Here is a 13,079-nt window from a genome sequence, read left to right on the forward strand (position 1 = left end):
CTATCGACATGAGCAGCCTCGCCCCCCCGCCTCCCGTCACGATCGCGCCGGTTGAGCCGTCCCGACTTGCCGGTGCGCCCCTCGCACGCTCCAGCGCGCCCGAACATTCGTCCATTTCTCCGTCGTAGTGATTTGGCCCCTGGAACGTGGCTCTCGCTGAAATAGGCCTTTGAGCCGAGGATGCCGGCCATGCCCTGGAAGAAGCACAAGCCCGAAGTGGCGCAGTCCGGATGGGCCAGGACGAGCGTCCTACCGTCCGCAGGCAAACCGCCCCGCTTCGCTTGAAAAGCGAACAGCCGTTCACAATCGGGGCTTCGGCAGGTTGCCGCGCGTCAGTCCCTGTTGGATCGTCCGCTCTGTCAGGTAGCACGGCCTCATTGACATTCTGATGGCCAGGGAAGACCAAGTGCCGATGGATACGACACCCCGTGAGCGGCTCGTCATCGTCGAAGATGACCCGGTCACCCGCGCGGTCATTGCAGGCTATTTCATCGACCAGGGGTTTCACGTCCAGGAGGCGGAGACCATCGCCCAGGCCAGGCGGACGATCCAGCGCTTCAAGCCGGAGCTGATCTTCATCGACGTCGTCTTGCCTGACGGAGACGGGTTCGAGCTGGCAAAGGAGCTTCAATCGGTTTCCGACGCTGGAATCATCTTCGTGACTCGTCGCGATGCCGACATCGATCGGATCGTCGGTCTCGAGCTTGCCGGGGACCACTATGTCAACAAGCCTGTCGACCTGCGTGATCTTCTCGCCAGGACTCGCTCCCTGCTGCGGCGGCGCAAGATCGAGCGGGACATGGCCCGCCGCAGCACCACCGCCACCTTTGGCCCCTTCATCATGGATTTTCTGCGCCGTGAACTCGCTACGATCAATGGCGATCCCATTCGCCTGACGCGAGGCGAGTTCGACTTGCTTGCGGCTCTTGTCGAAAGCGATGGCCGCCCCTTGAGTCGCGATTATCTGATCGAGGTCGTCAGCAATCGCTATACCGATGTCGACGCGCGCAGCGTGGATGCCCTGGTCGCGCGCTTGCGGAGGAAGCTCGGACACGCTGGAAAGCCGGGCATGATCGCGACCGTCAGCGGGATCGGCTACAAGCTCGGTGTGCCAGTCGAACGCAACACCTGACGGGCAGCTCCGGCTGCCGTTTTGTCCTCCAACCTGACGAGGGCCTCCAGGGCTTCGCTCCGGTCGCGGTCGAGCGCTTCGATGGCAAGGATAAGCGCCTCGCGATCGGCAACCGTTGCGTCGCGCTCGAGCGCGCTCGCTTGTGCGAAGACACGCCCGAGGCCGACGGCGCCGGCCGAACTCGCGAGCTGGTGAGCCAGGCGGCCGAGCTCAGCCCGGTCGTCAGTCCGGAGCGCCACTCGCATTCCCTTCAGGATTTTCTCGGATACGGTCGCGAAGAGCGACACGAGCTGTCGCGTGCGCTCGCGTCCGATCAGTCGACTCTGCGTCTGGAAGAAGGCCGCGTCGACCGGTTGGTCCACCGAGAGGGACACGACCGGACCTTGGCCGTTGCGGCTGCTCCCGCGCCCTATCACCTGGAGCAGCGCGGCGGAGGTGATGGGCTTGGACAGGATCGCCGTCAGCCCTGCCGCTCGCATCCGCCGCATCGTCTCCGGGGCGACGTCGGCCGTCAGCGCGACGATTCGGGGTTGCGTGATGTTCGGCAGCTCGCGGACCGCGAGCGCAGTTTCGATTCCGTCGATTCCGCCCATGTGCATATCGAGCAAGATGATGTCGAAGACGCGATTGCGCAGCGTTGCCAGGGCTGCTTCGCCGGAGGCCACCGCCTGCACCTTGTGGCCGGCCTTGCCGACCATGACCCGGGCGACCTCTCGCGTCACCGGATCATCGTCGACCACAAGCACGCGTTGCAGCTGCCCCGTCGCCATATGCCCGGACGGCGCCGCGGCCTTGGCCGCGACAATGGGCAACCGGACAATAAAGGTGCTGCCTTGCCCGCGACAGCTGACGACGGAGATCGTACCGCCCATCAGTTCCGTCAGCTTGCTGCAAATCGCCAAGCCGAGCCCGACTCCGCCATTACGCCGGCCCGTCTCCGGATCGACCTGCACGAAATCGCGGAAGATGTGACGCTGCATCGCCGGGTCGATGCCTATGCCCGTGTCACGGACCGCGAGCGTCAGTTCGGAGCTCTCCGCAGACGATCCAGCCTGGAGATCGGCGCCGAACTCGATCTCCCCATGCTCGGTGAAACTGATCGCATTGCGCAAGAGATTGATCAGGATCCGGTGGATCTTGCCAGGGTCAGCGTGCAGGTCCAGGCGGCCGGGTGCGGACTGACGCAGCTTCAGAACAAGTCCCTTCTGCTCGGCGAGGGGGCTCATCAGCGCGGCAGCGGCGTTCAGGAGCGCGCCCAGCTCGAAATTGCGCAGATCCAGGCTTTCGGTTCCGGCCTCCAGCCGGGACAGGTCAAGCGTCGCATTGGCCAGATCGAGCAGGGCGTCGCCCGAGGTCGCCGCCATGGCGACGAGGCGGCGATCGCGCTGGCTCAGGCGACCGCGGTCGAGAAGCTCCAGAACGCCGAGCACCCCCGAGAGGGGTGTGCGGATATCGTGGCCGACAACAGCCAGAAACCGGGACTTTGCCCGCGTTGCCTCTTCCGCCACCCTTTGCCCGGCCGAGGCAAGCTCGAGTGCGGCCTCCAGGGCCGCTGTGCGCTCAATGACCTTGTCTTCCAGAACGGCGCGACTTTCCTCGAGGCGCTGAGCCATCAGGTTGAACTGCTCGCCGAGCTCCTGCAACTCATCGCCGGTGCTGATGCTGATCCGCTCATGCAATTCGCCTCGGCCAATCCGTGCAGCACCGTCGCCAAGAGTCTTGATCGGGGCGACGAGTTTCCGGCTCAAGACGATGCCCGCCAGCACAGCGGCGGACAATGCGAGGACCAGGAGCACCAGCGAGCGCAGGAAAGACGCCTTGATCGATGCAAAGGCCTCGCTCTCTGGCAGGTCGATCACCACGTTCCAGTCGAGATCCGGGACCGCAGACATCACGGAGAGCACTTTCCGGCCTTCGATATCCGTCGTCGACAGTCCGGCACCGGTTTCACCGGCCGCCTCATGCGCACTCACCAGGCCGGCAAGACTGGTATTCCGGAGTACGAAGCGCAGATCAGGATGGGCGATCAACCGCCCGGAGCCCGTAACGATATAAGCGCGACCGGTCGCCCCGACCTTGAGCCGGGACACCAGATCACGAATGAAGACGAGGTTGACGGTCGCCTGTGCAACCCAGTGCGGAACAGCTGCGGCTCGCTTGAGCAGCAGCATATAAGGTTCGGAGCCACGCCGGAATTGGACGTCGCTGTGAAAGCTGCCTTGCGCCAGGGCGGCCTGGAAACCCGGATCAGTCGACCAGTTGATGTCGCCATCGGTTTGGTCCCGACTGACGCGGGAAAGCGAGAGCTGCTCGCGTCCCGCTGGATCGATCTGGCGCAACTCGAGGATGGCTGGAACCTGCCGCAGCAACCGCAGGCCGTCGAGTCGACGTTCCCCAGGTAGGTTGTTGCTTGCGCCGCTTTGGGAGATCCAGTCGAGGTGCTGCATGATCTCCGCCACGAAGGCGCCGATCCGCTGCGCTGCGGCCTGGGCCTGCTCCTGCTGCACGCGGACCACCAGCGCTCTCTGATCCGAGAAGGCGAAGAACGTTGCGATTGCCGTATTGAGCCCAAGCGCGAGGCAGATCGTGACTCCGACGAAAACCGCATATTTGCGGGTGAGACCGCCTCGCGGCCGAGAGGCCCCGCCCTGCTTCACGAAACGATCCGTGTCGCGCGAATCCGTAGCGAGAGCGGCACACCCAGGCCAAGGGATGCGGCAGCCATTTCGTTGATGACCAATTCGAAGCTGCGCGAGAACTGCACCGGCAACTCGGCGACATTCGCGCCGCGCAAGATGAGGTCGCTATAGGATGCGATGAGTTCGCTCGCCTCATCCCGCCCCCCTGTATACGACATCAGCCCGCCCTGACGCGTGAAGGTGTCGAACGGATAGATGGCGGGCAGCCGATGCCGGGCGCTGGCCGCGGCACATAGCGCAGCGTAACGGAATGTGAAGCTGTCGGGCAGGAACACCAGGCCGCCGCCGCTGCCATGTCCCGCGAATCCCGCGATCGCGCTCTCGATGCGCGCCTCATCCATCACCGCCACCGGGTCGAGAGACAACCTTGCATTCACGGCCGCCGCCCTCAGGCGCGCAAGATAGGTCTCGCCTGCTGCCGGCGTTGTGCGCGGATTGAAGACGACGCCGATCCTTTGTGTCTGGGGCGCAATCTCGGTCAGCAGTTCCAGCCATTTATCCGACATGACCGGGTCGTTGTTGCTGAACCCCGTGGCGTTGCCCTCGGGCCGCTCCAGAGAACGCACGAAGCCGCTCCCGACCGGATCCGACGCGGTGCTGAACAGCACCGGCGTCGTCCGGGTCAAGGCGAGTACGGCAGCGGTTTCGGCACTGGAGCTGACAATGATGATATCGGGATTGTCCCGGACGAGCTCTGCCGCTGCCCGCCTGAGTTCGGCCTCGCTTGAACCCGAAAACCGCAAGCCCAGGCGCAGGTTCTGTCCCTCGATCCAGCCCCGTTCGGCAAGGCGTTGCCGGACCTCCTGCAACCTCGTTTGAACGATCGGGGTGTCGAGCGGGAGGCCGACCAGCCCCGCCACATGCCTGAAGCGTTCGGCCGGTTGCAGGGGCTGCGTAGACGTAGCGACTCCGCACGACGCCAAGACGGCCAGAAAGGAGCGACGACGCATGCGGGCAAGGCGGGTCAAGGAGGAAGGCAAGGACAGCTTGGCACGCACGCACCGAGGCGTCGAGAGCAAGTTCCACCGCTTTCGACGATGAGACCCCAAGCCTTGACGTCAGAGTCTTGGCGCCAGAGTCTTGACGCCAGAACCGCAAGGCCAAGCCCCTTCGCGGGGAAGCGCGAAAGGGGGTTCGATACGTCATTGCGCGCATCGCCGCTTGCCCAAGAGCCAAGCCCCTGACGCCGCCGGATCTTCGGCATCGCTCGCCGGGTCGAAAGAAATGGCGCCGACGATGTCCAGGATCAGTCGAACGCGACATGTAGACATCCAGCTCCGCGATAGAGGTAATCTTAACGGAACTCGCCGAATGATGCGGAGATCCCCGGTCTTGGTCGCAATTGCCGCGGACTAAACTTCGTTCTGGATGCGCATCATGATGTTTCCGAGCTCCATTCGGCGGTACCTGCTGGCGACGATGGCAGCAGTCTGCCTGCCAGGCCTCGGCACCCTCGGCTACCTTGCCTACGATGCGGTCCGCGACATGCGCACGAACCACCGGCTTTCCGGACTGGTCGAGGCTGACCGGGCGCTATTGCTCACCGGCAATGCGATCCGCTCCGATCGTGGCAAGGCTCAGACGAGCCTGCAGGCAAACGACGACGCTGACACGACGATCCGCGCGATCGTGGAGACATCGCGAAGCCAGATCGCAACGGCCGTAGCAAAGCTCGCAGCCGCTGACCTCCCCGAGCATGCCGCTCTCGCCGAGGCCATCCTGCAGGCTGAAAAGGCCATGCAGGGTCGGATCCCCGATCTCCATGGGGAGGCGGCAAAACCCCGGGCCCAGCGTAGCCTGGCCGCGACGATGCCTTGGTACAATGCAGTCGGAACCATCGAGGCCGCACTGACGAACGCCTCCGATGCGGCGTCGCTTGCCGTTCGCCTGGCCGATCCGGCACTCGCCGAACTCCAGGGTTTCAAGGCCACCGCCTGGCGGCTGCGCTCGAGCTATGGCACGCAATGCTCCTTGCTGCGTGCACCGCTCGGCTCCGGTCAGGCGCTGACTTCAGTACAGTGGAAACAGCTTGGCGAATTGCGCGGCGCAAGCAATGCCGCGCAGGCCCAATTGAGGCAGCTCGCGGCGCGTGTCGGTGTTTCGCCCGATCTCGCTCGCAAGGTTGAGGTCGCGACCAGCAAAGTTGCCACCGCAAATCAGACGATGGACCAGCTCCTCGGTAAGCTCGGCCAGGGCGGAGGCGCCGTGATCGGCGCTCAGGACTGGACAGCCATGTGCAATGGTCCGTTCAGCGCCATTGTTGACACGGTAACCCAATCGCTCGACGACATGCAGGCGACCACGACGGCACAGACCAATCATGCCCTGACCCGGCTCGCCCTGATTAGTGGGCTGCTGGTCGCGCTGTTGGGCCTCTGCGCGGCGAGCTGGCGCGGCATCCAGAAGCGCATTGCGAACCCGTTGACGGGCATGAATGCCGCGCTTGTCCGCATGCAGGGTGGTGAGGTTGATAGGGCTATTCCCGCTGCACCCTGCCCCGACGAGGTCGGCGCGCTGAGCAATGCGCTTGAGGCCTACCGCGAAAATCTCGTCAAGGTCCGTGCTCTCGAGGAGCAGGAACGCGCAGCAGCGACACTGCGCCTCGAGCGCGCGCAATCGATGGAGGCTGTGGTTTCGGATGTCGGCGACGTGGTGTCGGCTGCTGCTGCGGGCGACTTCTCAGCCCGGCTGGAGATCCATGATGCCGACCCGCAGATGCAGAAGCTCGTGGCCGGGATCAACGAGATCAATGCGGTGGTCGATAGCGCGACCAGCGAATTCGCCCGGGCATTGTCTGCCGTGGCCGGTGGCGACCTGACTGTGCGCGTCGACACCGATTACCGCGGCAAGTTCGCGGAACTCAAGGGCGCGATCAACGAGACAGTCGACCGCCTCTCGACGACCGTGCGCACGATCCAGACAACCTCAGCCGAGGTCGAGCTGGCCGCACGCGAGATCAACCTTGGGGCCGATGACCTCTCCAAACGGACCGAGGAGCAGGCGAGTTCGCTGGAGGAAACTGCCGCGACGACCGAAGAGTTGGCGGCCTCGGTGAAGGCTTCTGCTCAGGCTTCGCGCCAGGCAGCGTCGATCGCCAACGAGGCGACGGAGACAGCACAATCGGGCGGAGCGATCGCGACCCGAGCAGTCGACGCCATGGCACGCATCGAGAGTGCCTCGCAAAAGATCTCCGACATCATCAGGGTCATCGACGACATCGCCTTTCAGACCAACCTCCTCGCCTTGAACGCAGCGGTGGAAGCCGCCCGCGCCGGCGATGCCGGCAAGGGCTTTGCCGTCGTCGCCAGCGAGGTCCGCACGCTCGCCCAGCGCTCTGGCGAGGCGGCCAAGGACATCTCGGTCCTGATATCCTCCTCGAACACGGAGGTCGGTGATGGCGTCAAGCTGGTGCGCCAGGCTGGCGATGCGCTGACCCGGATCTTGGAAGCGTCGCAGAAAGTAGCGGCTACGATCGCCGACATCTCCTCGGCGGCGGGAGAGCAGGCCAACGGCATCGACGAAATGAGCCAGGCGGTGGCGCATCTCGATGAGATGACCCAGCAGAATGCGGCGCTCGCTGAAGAGAGTGCGGCCTCGGCTGCTTCGCTGACCGGGCGCATCGCCCAGCTCAACGATCTCGTCGCGGCGTTCAAGACCGGGCATGAGACGGTGGCTCCGGCCCATCTGCAGCCCCAGACGCCCGCAACCAAGCTCTTCGCCCTGCCGCAAAAGCGAACGAGCGACAAGGTCGCAACGGCCGCGAATTCCGACTCGGAACCAGCGCGCCTGCGCAGGCTCGCCCAGGCCGCCTTCGCTCAGTCTAAAGCTTCCCCTTCCGATCCCGCCAGGCCGGTCCCCGTCCGCAAGGCCGCCAGCAGCCGAGCCGGCGATGCCGGTTGGGAAGAGTTCTGAGCGCGCGCGAAGCCGGAGCCGCGCGGAGAACATCAGCGAGCCGCACCTCGTGGAGTGCGGACTCGCTTACAGGTGAGATACGCTCGATCAGAGCTGATTCACCCCGGCCCGAGAGCCGGAGTGAACCAAGTGTGAAACAATATTGATTTAACTGATGAGGCCACTGCGCAAGTTGGGATACTTGCACAGTGAGAGATCAGGCGCTCTCGCCGACAGCCTGCAGGTAGAGCTCGAGGATCGCTTCCTCTTCCTGGCGCTCATTCAGGTCGCGCTTGCGCAGCGCGACGACCTTGCGTAGCACCTTGACGTCATAGCCATTGCCCTTGGCCTCGGCATAGACCTCCTTGATGTCGTCGGCGATCGTCTTCTTCTCTTCCTCGAGGCGCTCGATGCGCTGCACGATGCTCTTGAGCTGATCGCCCTGAACCGGATCGTCCATTCCAAAACCCTTCTCTATAGATTTGGCCGCAGGGGTTCGCCCGGATCGGGTGCCGGCGTCAAGCGCGAACCGTCCCTTGGCACGAAGTGCTCAACAGTCCTGCTGTCGCATCAGGTGATCGCGGCGGCGTTCAGCGCCGCAACGCAGGGCGGCACGATCCGGGCGAGGCGAATCCCCCATTCCCGTGCGGCCTCCGGCGTCGCGATCAGGTCCTGCCGAACCTCCAGGGCGTCAGGCAGGCCGCCGCGATAGGGCTCATTGTCGCCGACGACAAGGTCACTCTCAGCCTGGAAGGCGGCGATCAGCGACCGCGCCAGTTCCCCTGCCCGATCCCATAGCACGCCGAGGGACGCGCCACCTGAATCCGCCATCGGGAAATCGGACCGCATCGGCGCTCCAAAAAGTATTATTAGATCGGCAAATGCCTGATGACGTCCGCCGGCCAGCGACATAGAAGGGCATTCAACGAAAGTCGACCAAATCGACGTGACGGTGGGTGGAAGGTGGGGTGGACTTGCAGCACGTGAGGAACGATTCGGCTGAGCCCCTGCGTATTGCGAGGACGATCTTCGATGCCGCCGTCGACCGCGCCCGCCCGTCCGGCTGCCTTCCCGCTCACCTGCCCGAACCATTGAAGGACGGCCGCCTGATCCTGCTCGCCGCCGGCAAGGCCGCCGGCAGCATGACCGCCCTCGCAGAGGCGCATTATCTCGACTCCGGCCTATCGCCCGAGCGCCTTACCGGCCACGCCGTCGCCCGTCACGGCTACGAGACCGCGACGCGCCATATTCCGATGGTCGCGGCCGGCCACCCGGTGCCGGATGAAGGCAGCATTCGCAGCGCCGAACGCGCCCTCGAACTCGCCCGCTCGGCAACCGGGCATGATCTGGTGCTGGTGCTCCTCTCCGGCGGTGGCTCGGCCAACTGGGTGGCACCGGCCGGTGATCTGACGCTGGCGGAGAAGCAGGCGGTCAACAAGGCGCTGCTGCGTTCCGGCGCACCGATCGGCGAGATGAACATCGTCCGCAAGCGGCTCTCGCGCATCAAGGGCGGCCGCCTCGCGCTGGCTGCCGCTCCGGCCAGACTCGTGACGCTGGCAATCTCGGACGTCCCCGGCGACGAGCCGACTGTGATCGCCTCGGGTCCGACCGTAGCCGATCCGAGCAGCATGGCCGATGCGCGCGCCATCGTCGCCCGCTACGGGCTCGACCTGCCGCCGGCGGCGCGCGCACTGCTCGCCGACGACGCCAGCGAGACACCGAAGCCTGGCGACCCCGCCTTCGCCAATAGCGTGTTCCGGATCATCGCCCGGCCGCAGGATGCAATCGCAGCGGCGATCGCGAGCGCACGGGACGCGGGCTATGAGCCCATCGATCTCGGCGCCGATCTCGAAGGCGAGGCCCGCGGGGTTGCGGCCGACCATGCCTCGCTTGCGTTACGCCTCAAGGCCCAGGGGCGGCGTGCCGCGATCATCTCAGGTGGCGAACTCACCGTGACCCTGCTCGGCAAGGGCCGCGGCGGCCCGAACCAGGAATATGCATTGGCCCTTGCCATTGCGCTTGGCGGCGAGCCCGGCATCGTCGCGCTGTCCGGCGACACCGATGGCACCGATGGCGGCGGCGGCGAGGCGACCGACCCCGCCGGTGCGATGATCGATCCCACGACATTGGCCCGAGCGACGGCGCGCGGCCTCGTTCCTGCCCAATCGCTGGCCGACAACGATTCGACCGGCTTCTTCGAGGCCATTGGCGACCTGCTGCGGACGGGACCGACCTTGACCAATGTGAATGATTGCCGCGTCATCCTGATCGACCCCTAGACAATCATGACGAGCCGATTCGACCGATCTCTCTTGCGCCTCGGCCTGTTGCTGGCCGGCCTTCTCGGAAGCGCGGCTCCCGCGCTCGCCGACCTGAGGATGTGCAATACCACGGGCAGTCGCGTCGGTGTCGCCATCGGCTATCGTGATGGGCAGGGCTGGGTCACCGAAGGTTGGTGGAACATCGCGCCGCGCGGCTGCGAGACCCTGCTGCGCGGCACACTTGCGGCGCGGTTCTACTACGTGCACGCCATCGACTACGACAAAGGTGGCGAATGGACGGGCAAATCCATCATGTGCACGCGCAACAAGGAATTTACGATCCGCGGCATCGAGGACTGCCTTGCCCGCGGATATGACCGGTCCGGCTTCTTCGAGGTCGATACCGGCGAGCAGAAAAGCTGGACGATCCAGCTGACCGATTCCACCCCCGGCGCAACGCCGCCGCGACAGTGAGGACCTAAGAATGAGGCGCGAACGCCGGATCAAGATCATCGCCACCCTGGGTCCGGCTTCCGCCAGCGAGGAGATGTGCGCCAAGCTGTTCGAAGCCGGCGTCGACGTCTTCCGGATCAATATGAGCCACACCCAGCGCGAGACGCTGCCCGAGCGCATCGCCATGCTTCGCCGCCTGGAGGAGAAATTCCATCGCCCCGTCGGCATCCTCGCCGATCTGCAGGGGCCGAAACTGCGCGTCGGCCAGTTCGGTGGCGACGGTGGCGTGATGCTGGAAAAGAACGCGCGCTTCGTCCTCGATTCCGATCCCGCCCCCGGCGACGTCAAGCGCGTCTACCTGCCCCATCCCGAGATTCTGAGCGCGCTGGAGCCCGGCCACAGCCTCATCCTCGACGACGGCAAGATCCGTCTCGTCGTCGAGAAGGCGAGCCCCAAGCAGGCTGTGACCCGCGTCACGGTCGCTGGCAGGCTTTCATCGCGCAAGGGCGTCAGCCTGCCCGACACCACGATCCCGGTCTCGGCGATGACTGACAAGGATCGCTCCGACGCCGAAGCCGCAGCCGAGGCTGGCGTCGACTGGATCGCGCTCTCCTTCGTCCAGCGCCCCGAGGACATGGCCGACCTTCGCAAGATCGTGCGCGGGCGCGCGCTTGCGCTCGCCAAGATCGAAAAGCCGCAAGCCGTGCTCCGGCTGGAGGAAATCATCGAGGCGTCCGACGCGATCATGGTCGCGCGTGGCGATCTCGGCGTCGAGATGCCGCTGGAGAAGGTGCCGGGCACCCAAAAGCGCATCACCCGCATGGCACGGCGCATGGGCAAGCCCGTCGTCGTGGCGACCCAGATGCTGGAAAGCATGATCACTGCTCCGGTGCCGACCCGCGCCGAGGTCTCCGACGTCGCGACCGCCGTCTTTGAGGGCGCCGACGCCGTGATGCTCTCGGCCGAGAGCGCCGCCGGGCAGTACCCGATCGAGGCGGTGGCGATGATGAACCGCATCGCCGAGGAGGTGGAGAATGAATCGATCTACCGCTCGATCCTCGAATCGCAACGCGCCGAGCCTGAGGCCACCGGCGCCGACGCCATCGCCAAGGCAGCCCACGAGATCGCCGAAGCGCTGCACCTGAAGGCCATCACGGCCTGGACCTCCTCGGGCTCGACCGCCTTCCGCATCGCCCGCGAGCGGCCGAACTCGACGGTCATCGCACTGACGCCCAATCGCGGGACGGCGCGGCGCCTCACGTTGGTCTGGGGTGTGCACGCGGTCGTGACCAAGGACGCAAGCGACATCGACGATATGGCGTTCCGCGCCTGCAAATTCGCGGTCCGCGAAGGCTATGCCGCGGTTGGAGACCGGATCATCGTGGTTGCCGGCGTCCCCTTCGGCACGCCGGGCGCGACCAACATGGTGCGCATCGCCTTCATCGCGAAGGAACACGGCGCGAAGGCCTGACGCCTTAAAGCATCGGCCCGAAAAGTGGATTGCGATTTTCGGGGCAAAGTCGATGCAAACACAAAGGGTTAGATCATCGGATCGGATACGATTTCCGGTCCGATGATCTAGTGAGCAAAGGCGAGGCTCGAACGCGGTCCGGCCAACTGGTCGATCGCCTCGACAATGATCTCGGGCGCAGCGTGGTGCGGCATATGGCCGACGCCCGGCAGCAATACGAAGCGCCCCTGCGGCGCCTCACGCGCGATCGCGGCGGAATGGATCACCGGAGACACGATCGCATCGCTATCTCCGGTGATCGCTACCACCGGAATCCTGAGATCGCGATAGCGCGGTGCCTGTGCGCTGACGAAGGCGTGGGTCGCCGCGACGTCCTGCGCATTTGCCTCGAAGGTCGAGGGCCGCAGCAGCAGCCGGATTTCGCCCGCCGCGACATAGCCGGGCGTGACTGGTCGCGGCGCAAAGACACTCTCGACACTGGCGCGCAGGAAGGCATCGGACGCCGGCACGCCGATCAGCCGGGTGAAGACCGGGCCGACCACGGGCCACGAGGCCGCGTGATAATACCAGGCAATGCCACCCGGCCAGGGATGGGTCACGCCCCCGAGCAGGACAAGGCCGCGCAATCGCTCCGGATGGTCCAGCGCAATCCGGGTCGCAAGTGCTCCAGCCAGCGAATGCGCGACCAGTACGAAGGGTTCCGACAGGATCTGGTCGAGCGCCTTCATGATGACTTTTGCCTGCTGGCCGGGGTCGGCCATGGCATTCTCGTCGATCCGATCGCTCCAGCCATGGCCCGGCCGGTCGAGCGCAATCACCCGGTAATGGCCAAGCTCGGGTCCAAGCGTCGCGAGCAGGTCGGCATGGTCGGACGAGGCACCGTGGACGAGGACGACGGTGCCGCGCATCTCGCCCACCGACTTGCGCTCGACATAATGCAGCTTCCCTCCTGGAAGCGTCAGGAAGCTGCCCTTGGGTGGATGCTGTCGCTCTGCTTCGACGCCAAGCCACTCCGTCCTGGCGAGCAGGCCAGCAACAAGAAGGGCGGGGAGAATGAGCAAGGTGCGCGCGAGCATGGTCTGCTTACTTCGCCGCATCCGCTTCGGTTTCACTGGAGCATGCTGCGAAAAAGTGGCAACGGTTTTTCGCATAAAGCATGCTCTAGACTATGA

At 65.1% G+C, this 13,079-nt stretch carries 10 protein-coding genes; 5 read left to right on the forward strand and 5 right to left on the reverse strand.

Translation table 11 applies throughout. The features are described 5' to 3' along the window. Positions 1-412: 412 nt before the first annotated feature. Positions 413-1,132: a response regulator gene (locus FG93_RS06700; RefSeq protein WP_043233169.1), complete on the forward strand. Its 720-nt coding sequence runs from the start codon at positions 413-415 to the stop codon at positions 1,130-1,132. Here FG93_RS06700 and FG93_RS06705 read toward each other — a convergent pair. Together FG93_RS06705 and FG93_RS06710 are read right to left on the reverse strand one after the other, a co-directional pair. Further along, entirely contained in the window at positions 1,096-3,789 is a 2,694-nt protein-coding gene (locus tag FG93_RS06705) for an ATP-binding protein (RefSeq protein ID WP_052513440.1), read from the reverse strand. The two genes, FG93_RS06700 and FG93_RS06705, sit on opposite strands and share 37 nt — an antisense overlap. Then, entirely contained in the window at positions 3,786-4,691 is a 906-nt protein-coding gene (locus tag FG93_RS06710) for an ABC transporter substrate-binding protein (protein WP_052513441.1), read from the reverse strand. Before FG93_RS06710 ends, FG93_RS06705 begins: the two co-directional genes overlap by 4 nt. A gap of 517 nt (positions 4,692-5,208) precedes the next feature. On the opposite strand from FG93_RS06710, the gene FG93_RS31085 reads away from it, so the two are divergent. Next, positions 5,209-7,743, forward strand: coding sequence for a methyl-accepting chemotaxis protein (locus FG93_RS31085; protein ID WP_161783784.1), 2,535 nt, complete (start codon positions 5,209-5,211; stop codon positions 7,741-7,743). 196 nt (positions 7,744-7,939) lie between these two features. Here FG93_RS31085 and FG93_RS06720 read toward each other — a convergent pair whose 3' ends face one another. Next, complete coding sequence (locus FG93_RS06720; RefSeq protein ID WP_043233170.1) at positions 7,940-8,182, reverse strand: DUF2312 domain-containing protein; 243 nt, start codon at positions 8,180-8,182, stop codon at positions 7,940-7,942. Positions 8,183-8,292: 110 nt separating this feature from the next. Then, positions 8,293-8,571, reverse strand: coding sequence for a hypothetical protein (locus FG93_RS06725; protein ID WP_043233171.1), 279 nt, complete (start codon positions 8,569-8,571; stop codon positions 8,293-8,295). Between the two features lie 134 nt (positions 8,572-8,705). On the opposite strand from FG93_RS06725, the gene FG93_RS06730 reads away from it, so the two are divergent. From FG93_RS06730 to pyk, 3 genes are read left to right on the forward strand one after another with little or no spacing between them, the layout of a single operon-like run. Then, the gene (locus FG93_RS06730; protein ID WP_244448520.1) at positions 8,706-10,001 is read left to right on the forward strand and encodes a glycerate kinase; all 1,296 of its coding nucleotides are present in this window, start codon (positions 8,706-8,708) and stop codon (positions 9,999-10,001) included. A gap of 6 nt (positions 10,002-10,007) precedes the next feature. Next, a complete protein-coding gene (locus tag FG93_RS06735; RefSeq protein ID WP_043233172.1) occupies positions 10,008-10,457 on the forward strand; it encodes a DUF1036 domain-containing protein in 450 nt (149 codons plus the stop codon). 10 nt (positions 10,458-10,467) lie between these two features. Continuing rightward, positions 10,468-11,907, forward strand: coding sequence for a pyruvate kinase (pyk, locus tag FG93_RS06740; RefSeq protein ID WP_043233173.1), 1,440 nt, complete (start codon positions 10,468-10,470; stop codon positions 11,905-11,907). A gap of 107 nt (positions 11,908-12,014) precedes the next feature. On the opposite strand, the gene FG93_RS06745 is transcribed toward pyk, so the two are convergent. Beyond that, positions 12,015-12,983 carry an alpha/beta fold hydrolase gene (locus FG93_RS06745; protein WP_043233174.1) on the reverse strand — a complete coding sequence of 323 codons (969 nt, stop codon included), beginning with the start codon at positions 12,981-12,983 and terminating at the stop codon, positions 12,015-12,017. Between the last annotated feature and the right edge of the window lie 96 nt (positions 12,984-13,079).

Source organism: Allobosea sp. LC85, from assembly GCF_000735605.1.
Lineage (GTDB): Bacteria > Pseudomonadota > Alphaproteobacteria > Rhizobiales > Beijerinckiaceae > Allobosea.